This window comes from Pontibacter actiniarum, from assembly GCF_003585765.1.
Classification (GTDB): domain Bacteria; phylum Bacteroidota; class Bacteroidia; order Cytophagales; family Hymenobacteraceae; genus Pontibacter; species Pontibacter actiniarum.
Genome location: NZ_CP021235.1, coordinates 1558051 through 1572382, shown reverse-complemented (window position 1 = coordinate 1572382; position 14332 = coordinate 1558051). Strand labels below are relative to the sequence as shown.

The 14332-nt window shown below is 49.1% G+C and carries 14 protein-coding genes; 11 read left to right on the top strand and 3 right to left on the bottom strand.

Going from position 1 to position 14332, the window contains the following annotated elements; all coding sequences use genetic code 11:
- Positions 1-4 precede the first annotated feature (4 nt).
- The 3 genes from CA264_RS06830 to CA264_RS06820 are packed head-to-tail and all read left to right on the top strand — an operon-like array spanning position 5 to position 2087.
- Positions 5-1312, top strand: coding sequence for a heme-copper oxidase family protein (locus CA264_RS06830; RefSeq protein WP_025605745.1), 1308 nt, complete (start codon positions 5-7; stop codon positions 1310-1312).
- Entirely contained in the window at positions 1293-1610 is a 318-nt protein-coding gene (locus CA264_RS06825; RefSeq protein WP_025605743.1) for a metal-sulfur cluster assembly factor, read from the top strand. Before CA264_RS06830 ends, CA264_RS06825 begins: the two co-directional genes overlap by 20 nt.
- Positions 1611-1637: 27 nt before the next feature.
- Positions 1638-2087: an RrF2 family transcriptional regulator gene (locus CA264_RS06820; protein ID WP_237151188.1), complete on the top strand. Its 450-nt coding sequence runs from the start codon at positions 1638-1640 to the stop codon at positions 2085-2087.
- Positions 2088-2157: 70 nt separating this feature from the next.
- On the opposite strand, the gene CA264_RS06815 is transcribed toward CA264_RS06820, so the two are convergent.
- Both CA264_RS06815 and CA264_RS06810 read right to left on the bottom strand, forming a co-directional pair.
- The gene (locus CA264_RS06815; RefSeq protein ID WP_025605739.1) at positions 2158-2736 is read right to left on the bottom strand and encodes a hypothetical protein; all 579 of its coding nucleotides are present in this window, start codon (positions 2734-2736) and stop codon (positions 2158-2160) included.
- A gap of 102 nt (positions 2737-2838) precedes the next feature.
- On the bottom strand, positions 2839-4137 hold the full coding sequence (locus CA264_RS06810; RefSeq protein WP_025605738.1) for a DUF2254 domain-containing protein: 1299 nt from the start codon (positions 4135-4137) through the stop codon (positions 2839-2841).
- A 366-nt stretch (positions 4138-4503) separates the two neighbouring features.
- Here CA264_RS06810 and CA264_RS06805 point away from each other — a divergent pair, with 366 nt between their 5' ends.
- From CA264_RS06805 to CA264_RS06775, 7 genes are all read left to right on the top strand, one after another.
- Complete coding sequence (locus CA264_RS06805; RefSeq protein ID WP_025605737.1) at positions 4504-5106, top strand: DUF998 domain-containing protein; 603 nt, start codon at positions 4504-4506, stop codon at positions 5104-5106.
- A gap of 121 nt (positions 5107-5227) precedes the next feature.
- The gene (locus CA264_RS06800) at positions 5228-6367 is read left to right on the top strand and encodes a TlpA disulfide reductase family protein (RefSeq protein ID WP_025605735.1); all 1140 of its coding nucleotides are present in this window, start codon (positions 5228-5230) and stop codon (positions 6365-6367) included.
- 225 nt (positions 6368-6592) lie between these two features.
- Entirely contained in the window at positions 6593-7933 is a 1341-nt protein-coding gene (locus CA264_RS06795; RefSeq protein WP_162912062.1) for a DUF2268 domain-containing putative Zn-dependent protease, read from the top strand.
- Between the two features lie 129 nt (positions 7934-8062).
- Positions 8063-9217, top strand: coding sequence for an amidohydrolase family protein (locus CA264_RS06790; RefSeq protein ID WP_025605732.1), 1155 nt, complete (start codon positions 8063-8065; stop codon positions 9215-9217).
- Between the two features lie 92 nt (positions 9218-9309).
- Complete coding sequence (locus CA264_RS06785) at positions 9310-9765, top strand: DinB family protein (RefSeq protein ID WP_025605730.1); 456 nt, start codon at positions 9310-9312, stop codon at positions 9763-9765.
- Between the two features lie 70 nt (positions 9766-9835).
- A complete protein-coding gene (locus CA264_RS06780; protein WP_025605728.1) occupies positions 9836-10570 on the top strand; it encodes a 3-keto-5-aminohexanoate cleavage protein in 735 nt (244 codons plus the stop codon).
- Positions 10571-10665: 95 nt separating this feature from the next.
- A complete protein-coding gene (locus CA264_RS06775; RefSeq protein ID WP_025605727.1) occupies positions 10666-11922 on the top strand; it encodes a M1 family aminopeptidase in 1257 nt (418 codons plus the stop codon).
- Between the two features lie 202 nt (positions 11923-12124).
- Here CA264_RS06775 and CA264_RS06770 read toward each other — a convergent pair whose 3' ends face one another.
- Entirely contained in the window at positions 12125-12574 is a 450-nt protein-coding gene (locus CA264_RS06770; protein WP_025605726.1) for a sigma-70 family RNA polymerase sigma factor, read from the bottom strand.
- A 521-nt stretch (positions 12575-13095) separates the two neighbouring features.
- Between CA264_RS06770 and CA264_RS06760 the strand changes: the two genes are divergently transcribed.
- On the top strand, positions 13096-14292 hold the full coding sequence (locus CA264_RS06760; protein ID WP_025605723.1) for a FecR family protein: 1197 nt from the start codon (positions 13096-13098) through the stop codon (positions 14290-14292).
- The last annotated feature ends 40 nt before the right edge of the window (positions 14293-14332 follow it).

Here is a 14332-nt window from a genome sequence, read left to right as displayed (position 1 = left end):
ACCCATGTCTACCGCCACTGTTTCTAACTCTCCTTCTAAATGGGTCGTGCTGCCGCACTTCGCTTTTGCTGCCCTTTCTTTTATGGCGCTGAGCGTTCTGCTGCTTTTTTCTACCGATGCTTTCGGGGGGCACTACTTCCACCCAAAGCTGCTAACGCTCACACACGTAGCCGTACTGGGCTGGGCCACCATGCTTATTTTCGGTGCGCTGTACCAGCTGTTGCCGGTGGTGCTGGAGTGCAGGCTCTATAGTGAAAAACTGGCCGTTTATACCTGTGGCTTGTTGAGCAGTGGCACAATTTCGCTGGCCTATTCATTCTGGTATTTCCAGCTAGGCTGGACCATGCACCTGGCCGCCTGCCTGCTGTTGATCGCTTTTCTGCTGTTTAACATCAACGTCATCCAGACAGCCCGGAAAGCACCGAAGTGGACGATTGAGGCAGACTTTATCGTGACCTCTGCTGTCTGGCTGCTGGTAACCGGCTTGGTTGGCGTGTTAATGGCCCTTAACTTCACCTATCCCTTTCTGCCCCAGGAGCATGTGCACTACCTGAAGCTGCACGCGCACATTGGCATGGCGGGCTGGTTCCTGCTCCTCATTATCGGGGTTGGGGCTAAGCTAATCCCGATGTTCCTGCTGGCGCACCCGCAAGGCACCCGCAAACTCAACTGGGCCTACAACCTGATCAATGGCGGACTGCTGCTGTTTATAGTTGATCACATGCTGCTGCACACCGGCTGGCTGCCTTTGTACGCCGGGCTTGTAGCGGCAGGCCTGTTGCTGTTTCTCTCTTACCTGCAGGAAGCCCGGAAAACGATGCAGCGAAAAGAAGTTGACTTAGGCATGCAGCAGACGTTTGTGGCCCTGGCTCTCCTGCTGTTGCCCCTGGTGCTGGTGTTTGTCGTGAGCAGCGATCTGAAGCTGCCGCAGGGGCTCCAGCTCTCCCTTTACCTCGTGTATGGCATTTCGGTGTTCCTTGGCTTTGTGACGGCGCTCATACTGGGGCAAACGTTTAAAACGCTTCCCTTCATCGTCTGGATGCATGCGTACGAAGACCACGTGGGCAAGTATAAAACACCGCTCCCGAAAGACTTGTACAGCCACACGTTGCTGCGCTGGCAAAACATCAGCTATTTGGCAGGTTTTGTGATGCTGTTAGCTGGCGTGCTTTTAGGCCAGCGCCAACTCATACTTGCCGGAAGTATTGTTTTCAGCATTGCAGCATCCTTGTACACGGCCAATGTATTTCAACTGCTACTGCACAGGGCACATGACTTAAAACCTTTTACCTATGGAAGCGCAAACACCTGAACTAGAGCCGGAGGTATGGCACACGCTCCGGTACATCATTGATCCAGAAATCGGGATTAACATTGTGGACCTTGGCCTTGTTTACCTAGTGCGCCTGAAAGAGAACCAGCTGCAGGTAGAGCTCACCCTGACCACGCCGGGCTGCCCCATGAGCAGCACCATCCTAAAGGCGGCTGAGCAGATCCTGCAACACCGTTTCCCTCAGTATGAGGTTACAGTAGAGCTGGTGTGGCTGCCTCCCTGGACAACTGACATGATCAGTGAAGAAGGAAAGCGGCAACTGAACAGGAGTAATTAGTATCTTTGCTACGTACGTATACATGAGATGATGCTGTCCAAGACTACCGAGTATGCCCTGCGGGCCGTTGTGTACATTGCTATGGGCAATGCCGACGGACACAAGGTGGGAATAAAAGAGATTGCCAAAGAACTGGACCTGCCGGTGCACTTTATCGGTAAAATATTACAGGACCTGGTGCGTAAAAACGTTTTCTCCTCGGCAAAAGGGCCCGGCGGCGGGTTTTACATGCACCGCCCCGCCAATGATATCAGCATCCTGGAAATTGTGCGCACCATAGATGGCTTAGAAGCTTTTAAAAGGTGCGGCATGGGCATGAAGCAATGCTCCGATAAGCACCCGTGCCCCCTGCACAACGACATTAAAGCTTACCGCGACCATCTGTTAAAAGTATTTAGCACTAAAACGATCCAGGACCTGGTGGATAGCATCAAAACAGGGAAGTACTTTATCACGAACGTGCATGATGAGGTCTAGCAGCGGTGTTTAATGTCTTCGGCAGCGTCACTGGCCGAAGACTGGCGTTTAGCTGTTACTCTCTTTACCTTCATCTTCTCTGCCTAATATCCAGATTTGTTATTCTTTCCGTGTCAGGGTTCTCTGGCTTGTAGGAAAGGTCATCAAAGCTTACCGCTGATTTGCCCAGCCCTAGTTCTGCCTTCACATAGTTTGTCAGTTGAGCTTCACTCTCTGGAGCAAGTCCATAGTAGTCGTAGCAAACGATGCTTCCTCTTTGAAACGCACAAATAATGGCGAATATCTTTTGATGAGCGTATCCAAGGTCTTTGAGCTTCCATTGAGGTGCTAAGCTAAAGAAGGAGAGCCTTTCGTAGATTGCTGGTGTAGCAAGGTTTAATCTGCTTCTCAGGTAACCCTCTAATGTTATAGGTTGGATAAAGTCGAAGAAACTTCTTCTCACCCTTGCTGGGCTAAGCCTTATTTTTTCTCCCCCTGGTAGGCTGGTCTGCATGGACGCTATCACTTTGTTTGCCACCCAACTCCCGTTAGTGGCTGTTTGGGATTGTGGCGCCGCCTCCACCCAAAACCTTACCATTTCCCCGTGATTTAAAGTAAAAGCAGGAAAGTCAAAGCCTTCTAAATAAAACCCCTGATTCTGAATTAGCATGATGGTTTAAATTAGTGAGAACTATTCGCTTCCGGATAACTAAGGCAAAAGTGGCTTATCTCTGTTCGTTATACTTGCCGCTGCGCGATAGGGCACGGTGCCTTAGGTCAGATACTTTTTGCGGGCATGCTGTAGGAGGGTCTGCAGATACTCTTTGTCTTCCTGAGCTTTTAAATCTTTGCCGGAGGCCTCCTCAATAGAATCTAGCTCTTTCTCCAGCAGCGCTTTGTGCCTGTTCTGCTCATCACGCTCGCTTATTTTTGCTATCAGGTCGATCAGGCGCGACTGTACGGCCACATCCGTTGTGGAGTAAGCCCGAATACTGGCTGCACACAAATAAAAGGTCTTTTCGAAAGGGACGGGAGCGTACACGATGAACGGCGCTCCTTTACTGTTCCGGGCAACTTTCTGCCCCCTTAGCTCCTGAAGCCGGCAGAGCAGATCCATGAGGTAATCGATTGCCTGGATTGCCGTGCCCGGGTCGTTTACGCCAGGGCTCAGTCCTTTTACCGCAATTTCGGTAAGCTGCTTAAAGCCATAGTAAAAGTTCTCCTTTACTATTTCCTGGTGGCGGAGCAACACGTTTTCTTCCAGCAGTTCCTGTATTTCCTTGTCGAGGGGCTTGTTAATTTTGAGGAACGGCTCTCCCTTCAGCAGATAGGCTCCCTGCACTTTGAGTATCCTGAGCTGCAGCCCCTTTTTTTCGGACGCCTTTTTGATTCCCTCCTCAGTAATGGTGTCAAAATACCCGGAGTCCCAGGCTTTCACCAGCACAGCATCTGGGTCCTCCTCCCAGTCTTCCTCATAGCTCCCGCTGCTGATTTCTCTGTTCAGCACATCCCGTGTGCTGCGGTACAGGTTGTTCAGTATGTTCCCGATCTGTATCTCGTTGGAGATTTTATGGATAAAATAGATGAAGCAAATAAGGCTGGCAAAGCCTAAAAACATACCCAGCACAGTGGAAAGGAGTGGTACCTCTGGCCCCCCTTGCATGGTCTGCACATTGCTGAGCACGACAATGATAAAGCCTACGGTGCCTACTATCGTTCCGAGTACAATCTGGCTCCCTCTTTTACTGATTAAGTCCGGCAGCAGCCTTGGAGAAAAGCTGGACGTAACCTGAGACAGCACGATCATTACCATGGCAAAGGTAAAGGTAACGAGGCTGATCAGGCCCGTCAGTAACGAGGAGAGCAGACTTCGCACGGTGTCCGCATTATCCATCCTCAAAAAAGGAACCTGCCTTATCACTGCCTCACCCACCGAAATTTTATCCAGATAAGTGCAGAGCCAGGAAAACGCGAGCAATGTAAAGGCAATCATGATCGGATAGAAGGCAATGCTGTTGATTGCCAGCATGTAGGCTTTCTTGATGGAATATTTTGCTTTGGCAATCTTCATGGCACCACAAGGTTAAGAGGGAGGCCGCTTAAACAAAAACAGTTGCTGCCCCTACCGTTCTGCAAAGTCACAGGCTGCTACATGGAAGGTGGCAGGGTAGTCAAAAACGGGAAACAGCCCCCTTGAGTTGTACTTGTCAGACCAGCGCAAAGCAGCAGCTGAAAGACGGAAAGCCAGAAGCAACCATGATACAGGGCGCGTTTCCGCCTGGGCCTTGGATAAAGCTGTTATAGATATAGACTTTTTATAGGATTGTGCTATATTAGCTGAGGCAAACTCTTTCCCCGGCTACGCAGCCTGTCTCAGCCGTTGTGGGAATATGCTTTGCCGAAAGTAAACGTAACCTACCCAACAACAAAAAACAGCATGAATACAAACCAACTGCTTCGCTTCGGAGCATTAGCCGCCCTGGCATTTTGGGTAACCAATCTTGGATGTGGCTATCTGATCAACTACAATCATTTAACCGGATCTGTAAGCGAAATAGGGGCGGTCGGTACGCCAACACAATCACTTTTCACTGGTGGCATTATGCTGTGTGCCGTTTTTAATGCACTTTTTGTGCTGGGATTGTTTCGGGCATGTAAAGCACTGCGCATGCGGGTAGCGCCTGTTTATATATTGGCGGCCTTCTCCGTTTCTATGTTTGGAGTGGCTTTGTTTCCAACACCTCAATTGCTGCACGGTGTTTTTGGCGTCATTTCGATGCTCATGCATGTGGCCCCCTTATTGGCTTTCATCCTCTGGAGAGGCGATGTAAGGTTACGATGGGTGTCGCTGGCAACATTCTTTTTCATGGCGGTAAGCATAAGCTCCTTTTTCCCTGCACTACAAACAGAGGTGCCGGGTTTAGTGGTGAGGTTCTTCCACATGGGGTGGGCGGCGTGGTATAGCTACATGAGCTATCACTTCATCAGGTTAACAGAAACGAAAGCGGAAAGTAAAGTGCTTCAACCACAAGTGGCTTAGTATTGTGCTGAGTTTAGCCATGACGCTAGTGGGCCTCCTTATATTCATGCTCTTGGCACATAAGCTGCAAAATCATAAAACAACAATACATTACTCCATAAAACTTTGGTAATCCGCTAAAATGAAGAAAAGCTTATTCTTATTAACCACGGGTATCATCGTAGTTTTTACGGCCTGCCAAAAGCACACGACGGGTTTTACCGTATCAGCTAACCTCAGCGGCTTCTCTGAAAAGGCGAAAGTTATAGTCGCGAATGGAAATACAGGGAAAGTGTTAGACTCGACAGCACTGGTTGATAACCAATTTGTTGCAACTGGGCTTATTGAAGAACCGCCGGTACCTATCACGATTCAAGTCAGTTCAGAAAATAACGAAACGGCTTATGCTGTCATTTACATCGGAAATGAGGACGTGAAAGTTAGCGGTAGGAAAGAAGACTTTCCTGATGCTTTGGAAGTGACCGGTTCCCACTATCAAAAGTATAAAGCGGAGCTTGACAAAGGTATCGCTCCTCTGAACAAAAAGCGAAGCGAAAAGCTGCAGGAAATGTTTTCCTTACGGCAAGAGGGGAAATGGAATGATAGCCTACAGCGGGCGTATTGGTCAAAGGAAAGCGGCGTTATTACACATATTGACGATCAGATAAGCCACATCACCAGGAGTTTTATTGAGGATAACATAAACTCTGATTATGCCCTCTCTCAACTTGTGCTTAACAAAGCGGATTTCACCAAAGAGTTTATAGAAAGGCAACTCGGCAGGCTAAATGCTGACTACAAAAATTCAGCTTCTGCGAAGGTGCTCACCACCTATTTGGGAAGCAAGCCGTTGGAGAACGGAGACAAGTTCTATGATTTTACAGCAGAAAACCAAAAAGGGGAACATGTGCCCTTCGCTAACTCTTTCAAGGATAAGTATGTGCTTCTAGAGTTTTGCTCTCCCTATTGCAGTTGGTGTGTAAAAGCGCTTCCGGAAATCAAAGAATTGTCGAAGCAGGAAAGTGAAAGCCTGGACATTGTAACCATGAACGTTGATAGCAACAAGGAAGACTGGCTCAAAAAGTATACGTCCAATAAAATTACCTGGACGAGCCTCTATGATAAAGACGGCAGATACAGTGATGTTTACACCAAGTACCGTGTCTTCATGACTCCAACTTATTACCTGTTCGATAAAAATGGCTTAGTGGTCGGAAAGTGGGACGGCTACAGCGACAGTTTGCTGGAAGAGATAAAGGAACGACTAAAACACGGCAACTAAACACATGCGTGAAGATGCCATAGAGGTGGCGCTTTATAGCTTAGGTGTACTGTTTCTTCTGATGAAGGCCTAACCAGACGTTGCCTCCAGCTTGTATCTCATATTAAATAGCGCTTATAAATGGATACTTCTTACCAAGGTTAACATTAACGAGAACGATATTATACCTGAATGTACACGAAGGGGTGCGACCTCTAATAAGCTTAATGAATGCTGCATAAGATAATGAAGTACAGTAGAATACATCCATTAACCCGAAGCATAGCTGCGGCATTGTTTCTTAGCGGCACTGCTGTTTGCTCCGCCTTTGGACAGGGCAGGGAGCAAAAGGTTATCACGGCAGATATCGATAACTTCTGGATCGCCTATGACAGCATCCGCTCCACGACTGACAGTCTTCAGCAGCTTCATTACATTCAGACGCTCTATATAGACAAGGGTACGCCCGGCCTGAAGGCATTTATGGAGGCAAAGGGCTACAACGCTGAACAGGGTCTCCGCTCCATCCGCAACTATCCCAGGTTCTGGGATTCCATACGGCCAAACACACAGCAGGCCAGGGCAGGGGCAAAGGGAATGGAGCCCTATCTCAAGAAGCTAAAGAAACTCTACCCGGCCCTAAAGCCCGCCAAAATCTACTTTGTGATCGGTGCGCTTCAGTCCAGCGGAACAGGCCTGGACGCGATGGTTTTAGTTGGAGCGGAAATGGCAACGGGAGACCCCGAAACCGATATATCGGAGTTCCCGCAGAACTGGCAGGTAGGGCTGGGCAGGTACTTTAATAGCCAGCCGTTCCAAAACATCATCCCCCTGAACATACACGAGTACGTGCATACACAGCAAAAGGGGTACGGAAACAACTTGCTTGGCCGCAGCATTATGGAAGGTACTGCCGATTTTATCACCGAGCTGGTCACAGGTAAAAAAATGCCCCTTCCGTACATGGTTTATGGAGCGCAGCATGAGGAGGAACTGAAGGAGAAGTTTAAGAAACAGATGTTCGCTCCCTACATCAATAACTGGTTTTATAACCTGTCATCAGCCCACCCGGACCTCGGCTACTACATGGGCTACGCCATTTGCAAGACCTATTACAGCAACGCAAAGAACAAGAAGCAGGCCATCCGTGAAATGATAGAACTTGACTTCACCAGCGATAAAGCAGTGGAGGCCTTTCTGCAGCAGTCACACTACTTCCCGGATGCAATAGACAAAGTACAGCTCTTGCAGGCGTATGAAGGCATGAGGCCGGTGGTAAGCAGCATCAAGCCTTTGGTAGCTGGAGACAGCACAGTGGATGCATCAACGAAAGAAATATGTATTTCTTTTTCCACGGAAATGGGGCCGACGACGGGTGTAAAGTATGGGGCTGGAGGAAAAGAGCAATGGCCACTTGTCGGCAAGGGGGAGTTTTCTGCCGATAGAAAATCCTGTACTTTTAAAGTGGACCTGAGCCCGGGCAAGGAGTATGATTTTATCGTTTCGGAGGGCTTTATGTCAGCCGAGGGATACCCACTCAAGCCTTTTAGGGTGAGATTCAAGACCCCAGTGGAGAACCAAAAATAGAAACAGGCGCTGCTAAGATACGCCGCACATCGTTCCGTCTTCACGCAGACATTGGCTAAACAGAGCAGTGAGAAAGCCATTGCATTGGGACCGTACTATAAAACCCACGGCGCACACAACGCAACAACAATGAAAATAACTTTAGACTCTTTTCTACTCTTAACCTTCTTATGGCTTACCGCTGCCTGCCAACCCAAACAGAAAGTCGACTACATCATACATAATGTCAGACTGTTCGATGGAGTAGAGGTAAGGGAAGAGGTAAGTGTTGTTGTGGACGATGGAAAGATAGTAGACATCACCTCAGAAATAGGGCGGTATATTGCAGAGGAAGTGATAGAAGCGGGTGGCTACACCATCATACCTCCGCTGATCGACGCTCATGTGCACATCAGTTCCCTGGCACAACTGCATGCGTCGCTTCGTGAAGGCGTGTTTGCGGTCGTTGATTTACACTCTCCCCCCGGAGTAGCAAATAAGTTAAAAGCAAGCAGGGACTCTTTCCTCCACGCCAGCCTGCTCTCGTCTGGCCCGGCGCTGACGGTTGCAGGTGGCCACGGAACACAGTTTGGCGCTCCCATTCCAACGGTGACAAAAGAGCGAGAGCCGCGAACGTTTGTAGCGGATAGGGTGAAAGAGGGGGCAGACCTTCTAAAAATCATACGGGAGCCTATGCTCCCTACGCTGGACTATGAAACGATAGGCGCCCTTATCAAGGCTTCCCATCAATTCGATAAGCTAGCCGTAGGGCATATATCAACCGCCGGAGACGCCACAAAGATCAGTGAATTGGGTATTGATGTGGTATCGCATATATGGCTTGACAGGAAGATGACAGATGAAGAGCTTAGCCTGCTTCAGGAGAAGAAACCCTTTGTGATACCTACTTTGCTTGTGACGAGAGAGCTGCTGCAGTTTAGGGAAAAGCAGGGCGGGGCGAATCATTACCTCCCATTCCAGGATATCCGTCAGGAAGTAAACAGGCTTCACAAGGCGGGAATTACGCTACTGGCAGGAACCGATGCCCCGAACCTGGGTCTAAAGTTTGGGGAAAGCCTGATTACCGAAATGAAGCTGCTGGTTTCGGTTGGGCTGAGTGAAACGGAAGCATTGAAAACGGCTACGGTCAAACCAATTCAAGCGTTTGGTTTAGACCAGAACTTGTTACCCCGGAGAGGCCACAGCGCCAATTTCATACTAGTTGAAGGCAACCCAACCGTTGATATCACAAGTTTACAGAAAATAAAAGAAGTTTGGGTGATGGGGAAGCGGACAAAAAAGTAATCGCAACATGTCCACGCCAACACCTCAAGTGCAGCCGCCGATGGGCCTTGTGGCCTGCACAAACCTTCAGGTATACCGCTAACGACAAGCCAATGAACTTTGCCAGCATATTTTCTGATTCGTTCGACACTTTCAAAGTTCTTGCTAACATGGACGTGTCTAAAGCCAGTTTTAAAGCGGCACATACTCCTAAAAGCGTTTGGCAGATATTAAACCATTTAGTCCTGTGGCAAGAATTTCAGCTGGATAAAATAAAAGGAAGAACGCCCGCAGGTATGGATGAACTAGATACCTGGAAAACTGGTCCTGCTGTTCATTCGCAACAAGCGCTACAGCAAGTCATCGGGACTTTTAACCAACAGATTGAAGACATCAAACAGGAAATAATGGCCTTGGCTGCTGGAGGTGAGAACCTTGCGCAAAAGCTGACCATCATCCAGGAAATGTCAGTGCATCTGTCTTTTCACCTCGGGGAAATGGTCTTGCTAATGCGGCAAAACGGGCACTATCCCTGGCCGGGCGAAATGAAAGACTTCTTAGCCACTTAAAGTGAGCGGGCCCCAGCCACTTTATACTTCAAGTTTCGGTGAGAACCATTACCAACAAAAGAGCACAAGTATGATTCAGATTGCACTTAACGGAGCCAGAAAAGAAAGCATCGTCCCAAAAACGACCGAGTCAATTGTAGCTTCTGCCGTTGCAGCATGTATAAAAGGAGCAGACAGCATACACTTTCATCCCAGAGACGCCGAAGGAAACGAAACATTGGAAAGCATTTTTGTGGAAGAACAAATAGCGGCGCTACGGAAAGAATTAAGCCGGGTGCCAGTCGGAATAAGCACAGGGGAATGGATTGAGCCAGATTTAAACACAAGGCTGGAGCAAATAAGCTCTTGGAAGGTGATGCCAGACTTTGTTTCTGTAAATTACGATGAGGCTGGGGCTGAAGAAGTAACGGAGTTGGTTACTAAAAAAGGCATACAAATCGAAGCTGGGCTGAGCAAGCTCGAGGCAGCTAAAAGCTTTGGCCAACTCTTTTCAAAAGGCCGGTTTAGAAGAATCCTGATGGAGCCACAAGAGCAGGAGTTTGCTTTGGCATTTGAAACTGTTCAGAAAATTGAAAACCATTTAAATGATGCCGGCGTGCGGCTCCCAATCCTGCTACATGGGTTTGATAAAACCTGCTGGGAGTTTATAAAAGTTGCATTCAGCAAAAATTACGAGACAAGAATTGGGTTTGAAGACGTGCTGATCTTGCCCGACGGTAGAAAGGCTAAAACCAACGCCGAACTACTCGTACAGGCGTTGCAGCTAAAAGATCAGTTGGCAGCACTGGCTACGAATGGTCTGTAGGCAGAAGCCAGGAATTTATGGACCAGTAAGAGAAGTATAAAACCCTTTCAAACACGAGCTGGCTATACTTGTGATAGTTGGCGTTAACCGAGACAATGAGAATAAAGCTCTTTTACATTTGTGTGGTGTGGCTTGTTAGCAGCATGAGCTGCATCGCTAAAAACGAGGTGAAGGTTCATCTTACTGTTAACCCGGAAAAGAAAAGCTTTACCTGCAAGTACCAGATCAAACTACAGCCTAAAGCGAAACGAAGCCACTTTGTGTTCACCCTGAATAAGGCTTTTCATGTGGAAGGCGTTCGCAGCAAAGGGCAAAGCAAGTATGAAGTGCGTCCTTTTTTCGACCTCTTTCAGAAAGACACCCTGAAGCGGATAGAAGTAGCGTTCGCTAATAATAGCAAGTCCACCAGAGAAGTTACGATCAGCTATAGTGGTAACGTGCCGGAGCGCTTTTTCACGGATAATGTGCTGGAGTTTAGTGCCCACACCAATTGGCTGCCGAACATCCCCGGCAAAGAATACGAGCTGGTTAGTTACGAGCTGGAGGTGTCGGTTGAGGACGGTTACCAAGTTATCAGTACCAGCCACCCTGTGGGGCAAAAGCCGGGAACGTATACTTTCAGAGGGAGCGCCCCAAACATAGAGATCACGGCCATTGCGGCAACAGAATTTGAAGAACTCAGCACAGGTTCAGAAGGACACACCGTCTCGGTCTATAAAGCCGGTAGAAGGATGAATGCCGCCGATACCACCCTGCTCCGTCACACAAGGGAGGCCATTGCCTACTTTAACCAGACCATCGGAAAGGAGCACCCTATCGCCACTTTCACCGTTTTGCTGCCCGGCACCAACCGCGACGCCTTCGGTTTACTGGATAACGCCGTGAACATCACCTATGCAGACTTCAACACCAACAACGTAGAAGACAGGCTGATCCTGGCCCATGAGATCAGCCACAAATGGTGGGCGTACGGGCGCTGGAACGACTACAATAACTGGCTGAACGAGGCTTTTGCAACGTACGCCAGCCTGCTTTACCTACGAGCGATAGGGGACACGGCCACCTATGAGGAGGAAATCGCTAAAAGGCAGGCCTCTTCCAAAAACTCGCCCGCCCTAGTAGGCTTCGACGTCAGCAAGCATGACTACAAAACGTACCGCCAGGTTATCTATGGTAAGGGAACGGTAGCGCTGTACCACCTGCACAAAAAGATTGGAGATAAAAGGTTTCTTCAGCTTCTGTCGCAGGTTGCCGCTGCCAAAATCGCCACAACGGAAGAACTGCTGGAGAAAGTAGAAAAGCTGGAGGGTAAAGAGCTCAGGAGATGGTTTGAAGCCACGCTTAAAAGCTGAGGCAGCAGTTGCTGCGGTATGCACGGCTGTACATCACTTACAGCCTACAAAAGGCTTTTTCAGCCAAAGAACCTCTGCGGACGGTAGGTGATTACAAGTCCAGGAATACCAGCAGTGCGAATAGCTCGGGGTTGAGCCTTAGCCGGAGAAGCTGCAGGGCGCGCTGCTTCTGGGTTTTAACGGTGTTCACCGAAACTCCCAACTAGTTGGCAACTTCCTGGTTTTTCATCCCCTCCAGGTAACACATTCGGGAAATACGCTGGCAGTTGGCAGGGAGGGTACTCAGGGCACTGTGCAGTTGTGCGAGCACTTCGGCATAAACTATTGCGTTATCCAGGCCGTCTTCTTCTACAACCGCCATGTTAGCCACACCTTCCGCGTAAGTGGCTTTTACTTTCTGATGCCGTGCTACATTAAGGCTTGCATGTTTCACCGTGCTGTACAGGTAGCTTTTGATAGCGAGAGGATGCGCAGCAACGGAGGTTCTCTGGTTCCAGTACTTGATAAATGCTTCCTGCACTACGTCTTCGGCAGTTTCCTTACAGCCTACAACCTGGGCAGAAAAGTAAACCAGGCGTGAATAGTACCTGTCAAAAAGCTCCTTCAGGGTTAACTCATCTCCAGAAATAGCCGAGGCTTCGTTTTCACTCATCTTTTGATACTTTAAGAATAGTAAATATGGCTATGGCTAACCCAGGCGAAGGCATATACTTTAGGTGGCAACGCAGCGATGCCCTTGATGTCAAGTATAAATAATGCCTTCGTCTGATAAACATACAAAGAAAGCCAGCATAATCAAACATAACAAAACGTAAGTTTTGTTTGAAAGTAAGCGCTCGCTCAGTTGAAATTGCTGTTGCCACTATTATATAGCTTAGCTGCTGTGTCACTGTGCTATTGCTCGCTTTGTTCTGTTCCTTCCTAACCTTTGTTTCGAAGCCCAAAGCTATTGCTAAAACCATTTTGCTGGCCAACCAGGCGGGTTAACTTAATGTTACTTTTCGGTTAAGGGAAAGGCAACGCAGGAAATCTGCTGCTCCTATCTGGGCTACAGCGTTGGCAAACCTTCCAAGCCAGTGCCTTCTCTATTATTATGTATGTATTTCTGAAAATATTTCAGATTCTTTTCACCCCTTTTTCCTTCCAAGGTGTCTTTACTTCAACGAAGCCACTATGGAGAACAACCAAAAGCAATACAACAGCGCCGACCTTCTGCTCAGGTACCTGCAAGGCGAGTTAACGCCATTGGAGGAGGAAGAGCTGGCGCAGTGGGTACAGGAGACGGAGGAAAACCGGCGCTTCTTTGATAAGGTCAGAGACGAAAAGGCACTTGAGGACGAACTTCGCTTCTTCTCGTCTCTAGACACAGAGCAGGCCTGGCAACGGATTGCCTCCCAGACAGTAGCCCAGGAAGAGCAGAGAAGCTTCTGGAGAAGCACCACGCTCTGGAGGTACGCAGCGGCCATTGCATTTATACTTTGTGCGGCACTGGTACTGTACCAGGCACGGGTAAGAACGCATGATCAGCAACAGGCTGTAGCCGCGGAGGTACAGGAGCAGCAAGCAGCGGACATACTTCCAGGGGGAGACAAAGCGATGCTGACAACCAGCGATGGCGCTGTCTTTATGCTGGAGGAGATGCCCAACGGTACGGTACGGGAGGAGCAGGGGGTAAAAGTCTCGAAGCAGGACGGTTTGCTAACCTTTGAGATAGCCGAGAACAGCAGCAGCCAGGTCTTTTTCAACACCATCTCGACCCCTGTGGGCGGGCAGTACCAGATCCTGCTGCCAGACGGCAGCAAAGTATGGCTCAACTCCGCATCTACGCTGCATTTCCCATCAGCCTTTGCAGGGAAGGAGCGCGTGGTGGAGCTGACCGGGGAGGCCTACTTCGAAGTAGCTAAAAAGCAGCAACAGCCATTCCGGGTACACCTGCACAAGGCCACGGTGGAGGTGCTGGGAACGCACTTCAACATAATGGCTTACCCCAACGAAGGGAATATCACGGCCACGCTGCTGGAAGGGTCGGTAAAGGTCGGGAACGGCAACAGGAGCAAGCTTATGGCACCCGGCCAGCAAGCCAATATAGGAGAGGAGATTCTGCTCAAAGAGGTGGACGTGGACGAGGCGGTGGCCTGGAAGAACGGGCTGTTTTACTTCAAAAAGGCAGAAATCGCCACTGTGATGAGGCAACTGGAGAGGTGGTACGGCATAGAGGTAGCCTACGGCGAGGAAATGCCTTCCAAGCACTTCTCCGGCATCATCTCCCGCAATACGCCGCTGGCTAAAGTATTGGAGATGCTGGAGCTGACAGGCTCCACCCGGTTTAAAGCCGAAGGGAGAAAGGTTACGGTCTCAACTAAGGAATGAGAGGGCCAGAAGCCATTCACGGGATGCGGGGCCACGGCTG